This is a genomic window from Pseudomonas fluorescens (genome assembly GCF_001708445.1).
Lineage (GTDB): Bacteria > Pseudomonadota > Gammaproteobacteria > Pseudomonadales > Pseudomonadaceae > Aquipseudomonas > Aquipseudomonas gorinensis.
Genome location: NZ_CP015637.1, coordinates 899,456 through 914,369 on the forward strand (window position 1 = coordinate 899,456; position 14,914 = coordinate 914,369).

At 62.2% G+C, this 14,914-nt stretch carries 12 protein-coding genes and 1 pseudogene; 6 read left to right on the top strand and 7 right to left on the bottom strand.

Annotated features, from left to right (window positions below; all coding sequences use genetic code 11):
- Positions 1–19: 19 nt before the first annotated feature.
- Together ggt and pgeF are read left to right on the top strand one after the other, a co-directional pair.
- On the top strand, positions 20–1,849 hold the full coding sequence (ggt, locus tag A7317_RS03920) for a gamma-glutamyltransferase (protein ID WP_155766380.1): 1,830 nt from the start codon (positions 20–22) through the stop codon (positions 1,847–1,849).
- 23 nt (positions 1,850–1,872) lie between these two features.
- The gene (gene pgeF, locus A7317_RS03925) at positions 1,873–2,595 is read left to right on the top strand and encodes a peptidoglycan editing factor PgeF (protein WP_069075234.1); all 723 of its coding nucleotides are present in this window, start codon (positions 1,873–1,875) and stop codon (positions 2,593–2,595) included.
- 55 nt (positions 2,596–2,650) lie between these two features.
- On the opposite strand, the gene ddlA is transcribed toward pgeF, so the two are convergent.
- Positions 2,651–3,745 (bottom strand): D-alanine--D-alanine ligase, encoded by a 1,095-nt coding sequence (gene ddlA, locus A7317_RS03930; protein ID WP_069075235.1) that lies wholly within the window; start codon positions 3,743–3,745, stop codon positions 2,651–2,653.
- Between the two features lie 43 nt (positions 3,746–3,788).
- Entirely contained in the window at positions 3,789–4,427 is a 639-nt protein-coding gene (locus A7317_RS03935; RefSeq protein WP_069075236.1) for a LysE family transporter, read from the bottom strand.
- Positions 4,428–4,565: 138 nt separating this feature from the next.
- Between A7317_RS03935 and A7317_RS03940 the strand changes: the two genes are divergently transcribed.
- Positions 4,566–5,375: an AraC family transcriptional regulator gene (locus tag A7317_RS03940; protein ID WP_069075237.1), complete on the top strand. Its 810-nt coding sequence runs from the start codon at positions 4,566–4,568 to the stop codon at positions 5,373–5,375.
- Positions 5,376–5,415: 40 nt separating this feature from the next.
- Here A7317_RS03940 and A7317_RS03945 read toward each other — a convergent pair whose 3' ends face one another.
- The 3 genes and pseudogenes from A7317_RS03945 to A7317_RS03950 all read right to left on the bottom strand — a co-directional run bounded on the left by A7317_RS03945 (position 5,416) and on the right by A7317_RS03950 (position 6,566).
- Positions 5,416–5,991 (bottom strand): flavin reductase family protein, encoded by a 576-nt coding sequence (locus A7317_RS03945; protein WP_024073235.1) that lies wholly within the window; start codon positions 5,989–5,991, stop codon positions 5,416–5,418.
- Positions 5,992–6,041: 50 nt separating this feature from the next.
- Positions 6,042–6,148 (bottom strand): annotated as a pseudogene (locus tag A7317_RS31435) (methyl-accepting chemotaxis protein); the annotation flags it as partial.
- An 85-nt stretch (positions 6,149–6,233) separates the two neighbouring features.
- A complete protein-coding gene (locus A7317_RS03950; protein ID WP_069075238.1) occupies positions 6,234–6,566 on the bottom strand; it encodes a DUF2790 domain-containing protein in 333 nt (110 codons plus the stop codon).
- Positions 6,567–6,791: 225 nt separating this feature from the next.
- Here A7317_RS03950 and A7317_RS03955 point away from each other — a divergent pair, with 225 nt between their 5' ends.
- From A7317_RS03955 to A7317_RS03965, 3 genes are all read left to right on the top strand, one after another.
- Complete coding sequence (locus A7317_RS03955) at positions 6,792–8,111, top strand: OprD family porin (RefSeq protein WP_024073233.1); 1,320 nt, start codon at positions 6,792–6,794, stop codon at positions 8,109–8,111.
- Positions 8,112–8,450: 339 nt separating this feature from the next.
- Positions 8,451–9,125: a heavy metal response regulator transcription factor gene (locus A7317_RS03960; protein ID WP_024073232.1), complete on the top strand. Its 675-nt coding sequence runs from the start codon at positions 8,451–8,453 to the stop codon at positions 9,123–9,125.
- On the top strand, positions 9,122–10,525 hold the full coding sequence (locus A7317_RS03965) for a heavy metal sensor histidine kinase (protein ID WP_069075239.1): 1,404 nt from the start codon (positions 9,122–9,124) through the stop codon (positions 10,523–10,525). The genes A7317_RS03960 and A7317_RS03965 overlap by 4 nt, the downstream gene beginning before the upstream one ends.
- A gap of 114 nt (positions 10,526–10,639) precedes the next feature.
- Here the strand turns inward: A7317_RS03965 and A7317_RS03970 are convergent, their stop codons facing one another.
- Entirely contained in the window at positions 10,640–13,783 is a 3,144-nt protein-coding gene (locus A7317_RS03970) for a CusA/CzcA family heavy metal efflux RND transporter (RefSeq protein ID WP_069075240.1), read from the bottom strand.
- A gap of 18 nt (positions 13,784–13,801) precedes the next feature.
- Entirely contained in the window at positions 13,802–14,908 is a 1,107-nt protein-coding gene (locus A7317_RS03975) for an efflux RND transporter periplasmic adaptor subunit (protein ID WP_069075241.1), read from the bottom strand.
- Positions 14,909–14,914 lie beyond the last annotated feature (6 nt).

Below are 14,914 nucleotides of genomic sequence, written 5' to 3' on the forward strand. Positions count from 1 at the left end.
ACAACAGATCATTCTCAAAATGAACGGAGTTCAGCGCGTGTTTTCGATTTACCGCCGTCAGTTGACGATCATTGCCGCAACCCTGGCCCTCGCGGCCTGCCACACCCCCGTCAACGAACAGCCACCGGCGCCGGAGTTGGGGTCGGGCTATCGCGCCGACCTCACCACCCAGCACGCCGAGCACCATATGGCGGCCGCCGCCAACCCGCTGGCGGCCGAGGCCGGGCGTGAAATGCTGCGCCAGGGCGGGTCTGCCATCGATGCGGCGATTGCCATGCAGGCCGTGTTGACCCTGGTGGAACCGCAATCGTCCGGCATCGGCGGTGGTGCGTTCATCATGCTGTGGGACGGAAAAAACGTGCACGCGTATGACGGCCGTGAGACAGCACCGGCCGGGGCGACTGAGCGCTTGTTCCTGAAGGCCGACGGCCAGCCGATGGCGTTTACCGATGCGCAGATTGGCGGGCGTTCGGTGGCGACGCCCGGTGTGTTGCGTGCACTGGAAATGGCGCACAAAAAGACCGGTCGCCTGCAATGGGCCAAGCTGTTCGAGCCTGCGATTCGTCTGTCGGAACAGGGCTTCGCGATTTCCCCGCGCTTGCACAGCCTGATTGCCGCTGACCGCTTTATCCCGCAATCGCCGGACATGGCCGCCTATTTCTTGAATGCCGATGGCACACCGAAAGCCACCGGCACCCTGCTGAAAAACCCGGCGCTGGCCGCCGTATTCAAGCGCATCGCCCAGGAGGGGCCGGACGCGCTGTACAACGGCCCGATTGCCGAGGAGATCGCCCGCAAGGTGCAGGGCAACCACAATGCAGGCAGCCTGTCGGCAACCGACCTCAAGGGCTATGCGGCAAAGGAACGCGTGCCGCTGTGCACCGACTACAAACGCTGGACCCTCTGTGGCATGCCGCCACCGTCGTCGGGCGGGATTGCCATCGCGCAGATCATGGGTACATTGCAGGCGCTGGAGGCCCGCGACCCACGCCTGGCCATCGCCCCCATGAGGCCGGTGAAGAGCGCTTCGCCGGCCGGCCTTGAGCCGGTACCCGAAGCCGTGCACCTGATCGCCGAAGCCGGTCGCCTGGCCTTTGCCGACCGTGCGCTGTATGTGGCCGATGCAGACTTTGTACCGGTGCCCGTGGCCGGCCTGGTCGCGCCGAGCTACCTGGCCCAACGCGCCGCGCTGATCGGTGAACGCAGCCTGGGCATCGCCAAGCCCGGCCAGCCGGCCGGTATCCAGGTGGCCTACGCCCCCGACCGCTCGCCGCTGCGCATCTCCACCTCGCAGGTGGTAGCGGTGGACGACTGGGGTGGCGCCGTGTCGATGACCACCACGGTGGAAGCCGCGTTTGGCTCGCACCTGATGGTCCAGGGCTTTGTACTCAATAACCAGATGACCGACTTCTCGTTTATTGCCGAAGAAAACGGCCAGCCGGTGGCCAACCGCGTACAACCCGGTAAACGCCCGCGCTCGGCCATGGCGCCGACCCTGGTGTTCGACCGCAAGAGCGGTGAGCTGCTGGCCACACTGGGCTCGCCGGGCGGGTCGCAGATCATCGAGTACGTCAGCAAGTCACTGGTGGCCATGCTCGACTGGAACCTCGACCCGCAAGCCGCCATCAGCCTGCCAAACTTCGGCAGCCGTAATGGCGCAACCGAACTGGAAAGCGGTTTGTTCAGCCCCGTGTTGAAACAGGCACTCAAGGACAAGGGCCATGCGCTGAGCGAGATTGAGATGACCAGCGGTATCCAGGCGATCATTCGCACGCGCGACGCCCAGGGTAAGGTATCGCTGAGCGGTGGCGCGGACCCTCGACGGGAAGGCGAGGCATACGGTGACTGAGGTTAATCAGCGGAGAAAGCCCCTTGCAACAGGCCAATAATCTCGGCGCCCTCGCGGGTGTCGACCATGGTTTTTGTTTGATCGACGACCCATCGCGGCCAGATGAAGTATTCATCTGCAAGCAAGTGCACAGCGCCGCGGTGATTGAGTGGCAGGCGGGCCAGGCAGCCAATACGATCGAGGCGGATGGGGTACATACAGGCCAGCACCAGCCGATCGCGGTGATCACCGCCGATTGCCTGCCCATTCTGTTCGCCGCCAAAAATGGCGAACGCGTAGCGGCCGTTCATGGCGGCTGGAAAGGCCTGCAACGCGGGATTGTCGCCACTACCGTGCAGCACTTTGCCGACGCAGGGATTGGCGTCGATCAGTTGCTGGTCGCCATCGGGCCATCGATCAAACCGTGTTGTTATGAAGTGAGCGAAGGGTTCATTGCCGAGTTCCAGGCTGACCAGGGCCACTTATGGCAACACGACCGGGCGCCATGGAGCATTGAGCAACCACGACCGCTGCTGGCGCCGCACATCACGCCCCCCCAAGCAAGACACACAGGCAGTGCCTGGTTTGACCTGAGCCGGTACGGGCTGATGCTGCTGCAAGCGGCCGGGGTTCGGCGCGAACAGATCGAGGTGAGTGAAGTGTGTACGTATTGCACGTCGCCGCTGTTTGCCAGCTACCGCCGAAGGACCCATCACCCGCAGGAGACGAAGACGCTGATCTACTCGTGGATCGCTCGCAAACCCTGAGCGCGTACATCCCACCTGTGGCGGGGCCACTCGTCACAGCGCCCTCTCGGTATGTTCAGCGACTGATCTTCAAGCCCTTGCGCCCCGCGTGCCGCTCCAGCGCCAGCTCTATCAACCGGCTCACCAACTCGCTGTAACTCATCCCCGCCGCCTGCCATAACTTGGGGTACATGCTGATACGGGTAAAACCGGGCAGTGAGTTGATTTCGTTGATCAACACTTCACCGTCATCGGTGAGGAATACATCGACCCGAGCCAACCCTGCGCACCCGAGCACCTCAAACGCCTCGATCGCCAGGCGGCGAATTCGCTCGCTGGCTTCAGTGCTGATATCGGCCGGGACCACCACCTGGGCGGCCTGGTCGTCGATGTACTTGCTGTCGTAGGAATAGAACCCGCTGCTCACCACGATCTCGCCGCAGCCGCTGGCGATGGGGTTATCGTTGCCGAGTACGGCGCATTCGATCTCGCGCCCCTGGACAGCGGACTCCACCAGCACTTTCTCATCAAAGCCCAAGGCCAGTTCGACGGCTGCGTGGTATTCGGCTTCGTTGGCGACCTTGCTCACCCCCACCGAGGAGCCTTGGTTGGCCGGTTTGACGAACATCGGCAGGCCAAGCGTATTCACGGCCGTGTCAAACGAGGTGCGGGCCGCGGTACGGCGCGTGAGGGTGATGAACGGGGTGACGGCAATGCCGGCGTCGCGCAGCAGGCGTTTGCTGATGTCCTTGTCCATGCACACCGCCGACCCCAGTACGTCGGAGCCGACAAAAGGCAAGTCGGCCATGCGCAGCAAACCTTGCAGGCAGCCGTCCTCGCCGAGGGTGCCATGGACGATGGGGAAGATCACGTCGATGTGTTCCAGCAAACCACTGCCTGAGGTTTCCACCACTTGCTGGTTGGCCTTGCCGGGCACCACCGCCAGTTCACGATTGGATTGGTTGAGGGCGATCAGGGCCGGGTTTTCCTGGTTGATCAGGAAGTTCGAGGTGTCGTTGAGGTGCCAGTGGCCGGCCTTGTCGATGCCGATCAGGATGGGCTCGAAGCGTGACCGGTCAAGGGCATCGACAATGTTGCGCGCCGATTGCAGCGAGACTTCGTGCTCGGCCGAACGGCCACCAAAAATAATCCCTACGCGCAACTTACTCATGATCCGCCTCGCTTTTGAAAGTAAGGCTTCTTACCACGGGTGGTCAGCGATTCGCTACCAGATGTGCGCCAAACAGCATGTAGCACCCACCGGCAAAGCGGTCGAGCCATTTACGCGAACGGCTGTAGAGGTTGGCCATGCGCGCGCTGGAAAACACCAGGGCCACGCTGGAGTACCAACTGAACGACAAGGTCGCCATGGTGATCACCGCCAGGGTCAGCAGCATCGGAGACGGTGACGGCGGCATGGTGGATGCGAAGATGGTCGCGACGAACAGTGCGGCCTTGGGGTTCGACAGGTTGCCCAACAAGCCCAGGCGCCAGGCGGAAAATAACGAACGCCGGGGTTCGTCCGGCAACAGGCTCTGGCCCATGGCCGGAGCCGAGCGCTTGAACAGTTTCAACCCGAGGTAGATCAGGTAGCAGCCGCCGATGATCTTGAACGCCAGGTACAGCATCGGCGCGGCGGTAAACAGCGACTTGATGCCCAGGCCACCCGCCAACCCCCACATGATCGTCCCGGTGGCCACACCTGCCGAGGCCACCACGCCATGGCGGCGCGAACAGCTGGCGGCCAGCTGCGCCGTGTTGAAGAAGTTGGGGCCGGGCGTGACCACTGCCACCGTCCACAGCAGGGCCAGCGAGACCAGCGGCGCCACGTAGGCGGGGTTGATAACATCCATGGGAGCAACTCCATCAGCACAGGGCACGAACCGCGATCATAGGCCTCGCCTGCCCCCTGCACAATCGTACAAGACCCCGGCAGACAAGGGACGCAGACTGGGTTAACGTGTTTCCACCTCTTTTTGTGACAAGTCACCATGGGTAAACCCACCCCCGCTCTCGACTGGCTGCACCGCGCCCCGCACGCCAGCGGCCTGGACCGTATCGAGGCGTACTTTGCCGGCTTCGCGTTCGACCCGCATCGCCATGACACCTACGCCATCGGCCGTACCTTGTTCGGCGTGCAGAGTTTTCATTATCGCGGCGACATGATCCACAGCCTGCCCGGCACGACCATGGTGCTTCACCCCGATGAGACCCACGACGGCCACGCCGGCAGTGACGAGGGCTTCAAGTACCGGATGATTTACGTAGAGCCGTCGCTGATCCAACAGATCCTCGGCGGCAAGCCGTTGCCGTTTATCCCCAACGGTTTATCCACCGACCCAAGGCTGTTCCGCGCCAGCGAAGTGTTATTGCAAAACCTGGATAACCCTATCGACCCGTTGCAGGAACAGGACGCGATGTTCGATCTGGCCCACGCGCTGAGTAACGCCTCCGGCGCCATTATCAGCCGCAAGACCTTCGATTACGTGGCCGCCGAGCGCGCCCGCGAATTTATCCACAGCGCCCTGGGCCGCAGCATCACGCTGGATGAAATCGCCGATCACGCCGGGCGCGATCGCTGGGCCTTGTCGCGGGATTTCCGTTTGCTGTTCGGCACCAGCCCCTACCGTTACCTGACCATGCGCCGGCTGGATCTGGTGCGTCACTTGCTGGCCCAGGGCCAATCATTGGTGGATGCGGCGATGACCGCCGGCTTCACCGACCAGAGCCATATGACCCGGCAATTTCGCAGCACCTACGGCATGCCGCCATCGCGTTGGGTGAAGATGCTCGGGCGCTGACCGCGCCCGCGTTGAAACACGCTCAACCACGGGGACATGCCTAGAGCTGATGCCCATCAATCGGCTGGCCGATGGTGAGGAAATGCCCACCCGCCACATGGTGCAAGGTGCGCAGCTCATCAAAACCTTCGAAGTGCCAGCGGCCATCACTGAACACGCGCTCGTCGGCATAGGCCGCGACCACTTCGCCGAGGAACAGGTCGTAGGTCTGCTGATTGTGGGGTTCGGGCAGCAGCCGGCATTCCAACCAGGCGACGCAGCCTTCCAGCAACGGCGCGTCGGTGTATTCCCCTTGGAAAGTGTGCAAGCCATAGGCGGCGAACTTGTCGCGCTCGGTGCCGGTAGTGTTGCCGACAGTCTGCACAAGGTCGGCCTGCGCCGCGCAAGGCACTTGCAGCACGAAGGTACCGGCGCCTTCCAGCAGTTGGCGGGTCCAGGTGGCTTTGTCCAGCACCACAGCGACTTTCGGCGGTTCAAAGTCCAGCGGCATGGCCCAGGCGGCGGCCATAATATTGCGCTGGCCATTATGCGCCGCGCTGACCAGCACGGTCGGGCCGTGGTTGAGCAAGCGGTAGGCCTTGGACAGCGGAACGGGGCGACGGTGGGTAGGGCTCATGGAGGGTCGGCTCTTCAAACGTGAAAAAGCCTACGATACCTCAAGCACAAGCCCTGCGGGTCGGCTCGCGCCGCCTTGATGGCCGCGTTGAGCGCCAGCAGGTTGGTCTGTTCGGCGATGCACTGATGGTCTTGACGATGCTGCCGATCACTTGGGACTGGGCATTCACTGCCCTGCATCGGCGCTGCCGGCGTTTTCTGAAGAGCCGTTCCAGGCTGCGCCCCATTGTTTTTCCAGAGCCATTAACTGCCGTTGTTTCGGCACACGCCCATCACTTGGTATTCCAGGGTATTGAGCTTGCCGTTGGAGTCTTCATAGGTCATCCGCGACGGTACAGCGTTGCACGAGCGGATCGGCGGCGTCACGTTGACCACCTTGGCAATGTCCAACTCCAGGCCATAGCGATACGCCTGCACCTCGGGCGCCGGCTTGCCCTGTTTCGCGGCGTAGGCGGCCATGGCTTGTTCGTTGCGCTCCATCATCAGGGCGAAGGTACGGTCACCGCCGCCTTCGGCCAGCGCACCGAATGACAGGACGGCAGTGAATACACCCAGGGCAGTTTTATAAAAGTTCATCACAGGTTCCTCGACTGAAAGTTCAGTGCCGAGATTAACCAGCGAACCCTGACGCCATGTTCACTGGAACATTACTTATCTGTTAGGTGGCCGCAAGTTTCCAGAATTGTAATGTCCGCGCCACGCAGCCGTTATCTTCGGTTTGCAACTATCAGCCCGGGCCAGATCAATAAGAACGCCCACCTCCATAAGAAGCTGATAACTGCCAACACCGAGGAGCTGAACATGCGTATCCGTTACGTCACACTTCCCCTTTCACTGTGTGCGGCCTTGCCCCTGGCAGCCGTGGCCGTGGAAGACACACCCGAAGGCTTTATCGAAGGCAGCAGCGTGAACGTGCTGGCGCGTAACTTTTACTTCAACCGCGATGATCGCAAGGGCCAGTCCAGCCCCACCGGCAATGGCTATTCCGAAGCCTGGGCCCAGGGCCTGATCGGCAAGTTCGAATCGGGCTTCACCCAAGGTACCGTAGGGTTCGGCCTGGACGCCTTTGCCATGGTCGGCGTAAAGCTCGACTCGGGCACCGGCCGCAGCGGTGGCAAGGGGTCGTTCGGCGTCCTGCCGGTGGACAGCAGCAACCACCCCGAGGACAACTACAGCAAAGTCGGCGGCGCCGCGAAACTGCGCGTGCTGGACACCGTGATCAAGGCCGGTGACGTATTCCCGCTGACCCCGGTGGTGGCCTACGGCGATTCGCGTGTATTGCCCGAGAGTTTTCGCGGTGTGACCTTGCAGAACACCAGCCTCGAAGGCTTGAGCGTGCAAGGTGGGCGCCTGAGTGGCATGAGCCAGCCCAACGAGAGCGGCATGAACAAAGGTTTCGCAACGTTTTATGCCGGCCCGGTCGACTCGCCCTGGATCGGCTATTTCGGCGGCGATTACCAACTCAACAAGCATCTGAGCGTCAGCCTGTACAGCAGCCGCCTGAAAGACGCCTGGGACCAGTACTACGTCGGCAGCGCCGCCAGTTACCCACTCAATGACGACGTCTCGCTGTTTGGCGACGTCAACTATTACAAGGCGGTGGATGAAGGCAAAAAGCTGCTCGGGCAATTCGACAACAACATCTGGAGCGCCCGCCTCGGGGTGAAGGTTGGCGCCCATAGCCTGGCCGTGTCGCACCAGCGCAACAACGGCGATGACGACTTCGATTACCTGCGCCAGTCGGACTCGATCTTCCTCAACAACTCGATCCAGTACAGCGATTTCAACTCGCCCAAGGAGCGCTCGTGGATGGTGCGCTACGACCTGGACATGCAGGCCTTCGGCATTCCCGGCCTGTCATTCATGACCCGTTACGGCAAGGGCACCGACGCCGACTACAGCAACGCCAACGCGGTGTATATGCGCCGCGATGGCGCCGGCAACCCGCTGACCGACCAACGTCGCTGGGAGCGGGATATCGAAGCCAAGTATGTGGTGCAAAGCGGCAATTTGAAGGATCTGTCGCTGCGACTTCGCCAGGCCACCGTGCGCTCAAGTTCGTTCGAATCCGACTTGGAAGAAGTCCGGGTGATTGTCGAATATCCCTTGGCGGTGCTCTAAGACACCCGCTTACATTAACTTGCCGATGCCCTACATCTGTTCACAAGTTGAAGTCTGTCAGAACTGTAATATCGGCCTCACCTTCCCGTTAAGTTGCACTTTTTATACTGCGCATCGAACACATCTCATCTCTGCGGCTTTTGTGTAGCTCCTTTGGAACAGAGATGAATTTTTACGCCCCAGCCGGGGCGTTTTTTTTGTGTGCCGGTTCAGTGACGAATCGTCGCACCGGCCTGACGCGGCTTGACCCTAAAGTTACTTCAGGCTTCAGAGTTTTCCTACGCCCATTCAAGCCTCTATGAGGTCATCTCCTTTCGTTTCACTTGAAGGTAAATCCCCATGCGTATCCTTGTGGTTGAGGACGAGCAGAAAACCGCCGACTACCTGCAGCAAGGCTTGACCGAAAGTGGTTATGTCGTCGACTGTGCCGCCAGCGGCATCGATGGTCTGCACCTGGCCAGGCAGAACACCTATGAACTGGTGATCCTCGACGTCAACCTGCCCAACACCGACGGTTGGGAGGTACTGGAACAACTACGCCGCGACGGCAATCAACGCGTGATGATGTTGACCGCGCGTGGCCGGCTGGCCGACAAGATCAAGGGCCTGGACATGGGCGCCGACGATTACCTGGTCAAGCCCTTCGAGTTTCCCGAACTGCTGGCCCGCGTGCGCACCTTGCTGCGGCGCAGCGAACATATTCCGTTGCCCGACGTGCTGCGTGTCGCGGACCTGGAACTCGACCCGCGTCGGCATCGCGCCTATCGCGGCAGCCGGCGCATCGACCTGACCACCAAGGAGTTCGCCCTGCTGCACGTGTTGATGCGCCAGGCCGGTGAGGTGATGACCCGCACGCAGATCATTTCCCTGGTCTGGGACATGAATTTCGACTGCGACACCAACGTAGTGGAAGTCTCCATCAGCCGCCTGCGTGGCAAGGTCGATGACCAGAGTGAGGTCAAGCTGATCCATACCATTCGCGGCGTCGGCTATGTGCTGGAGGCGCGCCCATGAGGACCAGCAGCCTGTCGATGCGCCTGGGCCTGACGGTCAGCCTGATGGGCGCCGGCCTGGTCGTGCTGTTGGCGACCCTGGCCTACCTGGCCTTGACCCACGAACTGGAGAAACTTGCGCGCAGGGGCCTGGAAAACAAGCTGGAGCAGCTGGAGCACAGCCTGCGCCAGGGCCTCAACCTCGACGACATCAGCGCCCGCCCCCATTCGCTGCTGGACCTGATCATGGGCCACGACAACATCTACCTGACCATCACGGGCACCGGAGCCGATGCGCCGGTCTTGCTGAGCGTCGGTGCCAAGCCCCAGCAGCCGCTGTTGCTCGACGTACCCGCCGGCAAGGCCCTGGCCTACCTGAACTGGGTGGATGACCGTGGCAACCGTATCCTCAGTGCCACCCGCCTGCTGCCATTGCACAGCGGGGAAAACGTGCGTGTGTTGCTGTCACTGGATCGCTCCGATGACGAGGCGTTGCTCAGTGCCTACCTGCGCTCCACGGTGATCGCCCTGCCGCTGCTGCTGATCCTGATCGGCATGGGCGCCTGGTGGCTGGTGCAACGCGGGCTCGCCCCATTGCAGCAGTTCAGCCGCGTGGCGGCCAAGGTCAGCACCCAGGACCTGACCCATCGCCTGAGCCTGGACAACCTCCCCAAGGAGCTGGGTGAGTTGGCCCAGGGTATCAATTTCATGCTGCATCGCCTGGATGACGGTGTACGGCAGTTGTCGCAGTTCTCCGACGACCTGGCCCACGAACTGCGTGCGCCGTTGACCAACCTGATGGGCAAGGCCCAGGTCACGTTGTCCCGCGACCGCCCCTTGGAGGAGTACAAGGCCGGGCTGGAATCCTGCACCGAGGAAATGGAGCGCCTGTCGCGCATCGTCTCCGACATGCTGTTTCTCGCCCAGGTCAGCCACCCAGCGGCGCGGGCCGGGTTTAGCCCGGTCTCGTTGGGCGAGGAAGCGCAACGGGTGATGGAGCTGTTCGCCCTGAGTGCCGAAGACAAGCACCTGACCCTGAACCTGCGCGGCGACGCCTGGGTCATGGGGGATCGCCTGATGATTCAGCGAGCCATTTCCAATTTGCTGTCCAATGCCATTCGCCATACGCCCGAAGGCTCCAGCGTGTTGCTGCTGGTGGAGACCTACGACCAGAGCGTGTCGTTGTCGGTGGGCAACCCGGGGCGCGGCATCGAAGCGCACCACCTGCCGCACCTGTTCGAACGCTTCTACCGCGCCGACAGCAGCCGTACCCGCGCCGAAGGTGGCACCGGGCTGGGGCTGGCCATTGTGCAGTCGATCATGCACCTGCATCAGGGGCACGCCGACGTCAGCAGCCAGCCCGGGCGCTTCACGCGGTTCAACCTGGTGTTTCCCCAGCACCTGAAAACAGCGCAGGTCTAAAGTGGGAGGGGGCTTGCCCCCGATAACAGTGTGTCAGCTGACACCTGTATCAACTGACCCACCGCCATCGGGGGCAAGCCCCCTCCCACATGGTTTTGCGGTGCTTTAAAGAAGTCAGGCAACCTCCTCTTCACGGCGATGTGCCCACTGGTACAACGCCGGCAACACCAGCAAGGTCAGCAACGTAGAGGAGATAATCCCGCCGATCACCACCGTCGCCAACGGTCGCTGCACCTCGGCGCCGGTGCCAGTGGCCAGGGCCATGGGGATAAACCCGAGGGACGCCACCAGCGCCGTCATCAAGACCGGGCGCAGGCGGGTCAACGCGCCCTCATTGATCGCCATTGACAACGAACGTCCTTCCTCACGCAGGTTGCGGATAAACGCGATCATTACCAGGCCGTTGAGCACCGCCACCCCGGACAACGCGATAAACCCCACCCCCGCCGAGATCGACAGTGGAATATCCCGCAACCACAGGGCCATGATCCCACCGGTCAATGCGAACGGAATTCCGGTAAACACCAACAACCCGTCCTTAAGGTTGTTGAACATCATGAACAACAAGCCGAACACCAACAGCAACGCCACCGGCACCACGATGCGCAAGCGCTCGGAGGCTTCCTTCAACTGCTCGAACTGGCCGCCCCAGGTGGTCCAGTAGCCCGCCGGTACTTTGACCTGGGCGCTGATGGCCGCCTCGGCCTCGTCCACGAACGAGCCGATATCCCGCCCACGCACGTTGGCGCTGACGATCACCAGGCGCTTGCCGTTCTCGCGGCTGATCTGGTTGGGGCCGAGCACCAGGTCCAGGCTGGCGACCTGGGACAAGGCGATAAAGCCCAATTGCGCGGACGCGCTACCCGCCAACGCAGGCACCGGGATCAGCAGCCGCGACAAGCCGTCGATATCGGTGCGCAGCGCATCGGACAAACGCACGACCATGTCGAAACGGCGGTCACCTTCGTACAGCGTGCCGGCCTGGCGCCCACCGACGGCGACCGCAATGGTGTCCTGCACATCCCCGACGTTCAGGCCAAAACGTGCGGCTTTGTCGCGGTCGATATTGATGGTCAGCACGGGCAGGCCGGAGGTTTGCTCCACCTTCACCTCCGAGGCGCCGCCAAGCCTTTGCAAGGTCTCGGCGATTTCCCCGGCGGTGGCGTTGAGCACCGCCATATCATCGCCAAACACCTTCACCGCCACGTCGCTGCGCACCCCGGAAATCAACTCGTTGAAGCGCAGTTGAATCGGTTGCGACAACTCGTACGCACTGCCTGGCACGATTGCACTGGCGCGCTGGATATCGGCGATCAGGGCATCCCGCGACTTCTTCGGATCAGGCCACTGATCCTTGGGCTTGAGCATTACGTAACTGTCGGAAATATTCGGTGGCATGGGGTCCGAGGCAATCTCGGCAGTGCCGGTGCGGGCAAACACCCGCTCGATTTCCGGCACCTGGGCCATCAAGGTTTTTTCCAACTGCTGCTGCATCTGCACCGATTGCGTCAGGCTGGTACCGGGCACGCGCAGGGCCTGTTGGGCGAAGTCGCCCTCGCTGAGGCTGGGGATAAATTCACTGCCCATGCGGCTGGCCACCACCCCTGATGCAACGATGGTCAACACCGCCAGGCCGAACACCAGTGGCCGGTGTGCCATCACCCAATCGAGCACCGGCGCATAGGCGCGGCGCGCACTGCGCATCACCAGGTTTTCTTCCTCCTTGACCTTGCCGGTGACGAACAACGCAATCGCCGCCGGCACGAAGGTCACCGACAGAATCATCGCGCCAAGCAGGGCGATCACCACGGTGAAGGCCATGGGATGGAACATCTTCCCGGCGACACCGGTGAGGGCGAAGATCGGCAGGTACACCACCATGATGATCAGTTGCCCGAAAATCAGGGCGCGGCGGGCTTCCTTGGCCGCGGCGAAGACTTCGTGCAGGCGCTCGCTGCGCGTCAACAGGCGGCCGTGCCGTTGCTGGGCATGGGCGAGGCGGCGGATGGCGTTCTCGACGATCACCACTGCACCGTCGACGATAATGCCGAAGTCCAGCGCGCCGAGGCTCATCAGGTTGGCGCTGACTTTGTTGGTGAACATCCCGGTAAAGGTGAACAGCATCGCCAGGGGAATCACCATCGCGGTAATCAACGCCGCGCGGATATTGCCGAGGAACAGGAACAGCACCGCGAACACCAGCAGCGCGCCTTCGAAGAGGTTTTTCTTCACGGTGGCGATAGCTTTTTCGACTAGGTTGGTGCGGTCGTAGACCGTGACGGCTACCACGCCTTCGGGCAGCGAACGGTTGATTTGCTCCAGCCTCGACGCCACCGCCTGGGACACGGTGCGACTGTTTTCGCCGATCAGCATGAACACCGTGCCCAACACCACCTCACGGCCGTTTTCCGTGGCGGCGCCGGTACGCAGCTCACGGCCGATCTCAACCTGGGCCACATTGCGCACACGAATCGGCGTGCCATCGGCCGTGGTGATCACGATGTTGGCGATGTCATCGATGGACGCGACTTGCCCCGGTGCGCGGATCAGCAACTGTTCGCCACTGCGCTCGATATAGCCGGCGCCGACGTTGGCATTGTTGCGCTCCAGCGCCGTGACCAGATCACTCAAGGTCAGGTTGTAGGCGGCCAGACGCTTGGGGTCGGGGGCAATCTGGTACTCCTTGGCGAAGCCGCCGATGGTGTTGATCTCGGCCACGCCCGGCACGTTGCGCAGTTGCGGCTTGATGATCCAGTCCTGGATCACCCGCAGGTCGGTCGGGGTGTAGGGCGTGCCGTCGTCCTTGCGTGCGCCCTCTTCGGCTTCCACGGTCCACAGGAAAATTTCCCCGAGCCCGGTGGAAATCGGCCCCATCGCCGTTTCGATGCCGGTGGGCAACTGCTCACGGGCCACTTGCAGACGCTCATTGACCAGTTGGCGAGCGAAGAACAGGTCGGTGCCGTCCTTGAAGATCACCGTTACCTGGGACAACCCGGCGCGCGACAGCGAACGGGTCTGCTGCAAGCCGGGCAAACCGGCCATGGCGGTTTCGATGGGAAAGGTGATGCGCTGCTCGGTTTCCAGCGGCGAAAAACCCGCGGCCGCGGAGTTGATCTGCACTTGCACATTGGTGATGTCGGGCACCGCGTCGATCGGCAGTTTCTGATAGCTGGCGATGCCGACACCGGCCATCAACAGCACCGCCAGCAGCACGATGATGCGCTGCTCGATGGCGAATTGGATAAGGCGCTCAAACATGAGAAATCACTCGCAGGATCAATGGGCGTGTTCGGCCGAGCCTTTGCCCAGTTCGGACTTGAGGATGAAGCTGCCGACGGTGGCCACTTGCGCCCCGGCGTCGAGGCCCTGGCGTACCTCGACGTAGCCGTTTTCGCTGATACCCAGTTCCAGATGGCGGGTGACGAAACCGTCTGCGGTGCGCACAAACACCGAGGGCTTGTCCTCGACGGTCTGGATCGCGGCTTGCGGTACGGTGACCTTGGCCAGGTAGGTATCCGTGGCCACTTGCACGGTCACAAACAGCCCAGGGCGCCAGGCATCATCGGGGTTGGGCACGCTCACGCGTACGGTGGCGGTGCGTGTCTGTTCACCCAGCAGGTTGCCCACGTAGGCCACGGTGCCGAGTACGTCGGTGCCCATTTCCGTGGAGCTGACCTTCACCGGCTTGCCGACGCGCACCTTGTTCAAGTCCTTGGGAAACACGCCGAACGTGACCCACACCTGGGACAGGTCCGAGAGGGTGAAGGCGTTGCTGGTCTCACTGACCACCTCACCGACGCCAAGGTGTTTTTCCACTACCACGCCCGCAAAAGGCGCGCGCAGCTCATAACGATTGCCGCCCACCAGCACGGCGCTGCCGCTGAGAGCAGTCATCTTCTGTCGCGCGTTATTCAGGGCAATTTCGGCTTCTTGCAGGGTCTGGCGCGCCAGCAGGTAATCTTGCTCGGCGGAGATTTTGTCCTGCCACAGTTGGCGTTCGCGCTGGAAGGTGGTGCGCGCCAGTTCGACCCGGCGCTCGCTGGCCGCCAGCTCGCTGCGCTGATCGGAAATCTGTTGGCTGGCGATCACCGCCAGCAACTCGCCCTTCTTCACCGCCTGGCCAAGGTTGACCTTCACCGCCTCCACCACGCCGGCCGCGCGGGGCACGATATGCGAGGTGCGGTCTTCGTCGAAACGCACCTCCCCCGGCAATGACAACAGCGTGCTGATCGGCCGGGGTTGGGCCTGGGCCAGTTGAATACCAGCGGCTTCGATTTGCTGCGCGGTGAGCACCAACGTGCCCTCTTCCTCCTCGGCGCTTGCAAAGCTGGACAGCATCAGGCCAAGGACGACAGCAAGCGCCGCGCCGTGTGTTTTGTTCATAGCAGA

Bases quoted from the DNA above. Each gene is read 5' to 3' on its own strand.
- A7317_RS03960 (WP_024073232.1), top strand. From the start codon at position 8,451: ATGCGTATCCTTGTGGTTGAGGACGAGCAGAAAACCGCCGACTACCTG.
- A7317_RS03965 (WP_069075239.1), top strand. From the start codon at position 9,122: ATGAGGACCAGCAGCCTGTCGATGCGCCTGGGCCTGACGGTCAGCCTG.
- A7317_RS03940 (WP_069075237.1), top strand. From the start codon at position 4,566: ATGGGTAAACCCACCCCCGCTCTCGACTGGCTGCACCGCGCCCCGCAC.
- A7317_RS03970 (WP_069075240.1), bottom strand. From the start codon at position 13,783: ATGTTTGAGCGCCTTATCCAATTCGCCATCGAGCAGCGCATCATCGTG.
- A7317_RS03955 (WP_024073233.1), top strand. From the start codon at position 6,792: ATGCGTATCCGTTACGTCACACTTCCCCTTTCACTGTGTGCGGCCTTG.
- A7317_RS03945 (WP_024073235.1), bottom strand. From the start codon at position 5,991: ATGAGCCCTACCCACCGTCGCCCCGTTCCGCTGTCCAAGGCCTACCGC.
- A7317_RS03975 (WP_069075241.1), bottom strand. From the start codon at position 14,908: ATGAACAAAACACACGGCGCGGCGCTTGCTGTCGTCCTTGGCCTGATG.
- A7317_RS03935 (WP_069075236.1), bottom strand. From the start codon at position 4,427: ATGGATGTTATCAACCCCGCCTACGTGGCGCCGCTGGTCTCGCTGGCC.
- ddlA (WP_069075235.1), bottom strand. From the start codon at position 3,745: ATGAGTAAGTTGCGCGTAGGGATTATTTTTGGTGGCCGTTCGGCCGAG.
- A7317_RS03950 (WP_069075238.1), bottom strand. From the start codon at position 6,566: ATGAACTTTTATAAAACTGCCCTGGGTGTATTCACTGCCGTCCTGTCA.
- ggt (WP_155766380.1), top strand. From the start codon at position 20: ATGAACGGAGTTCAGCGCGTGTTTTCGATTTACCGCCGTCAGTTGACG.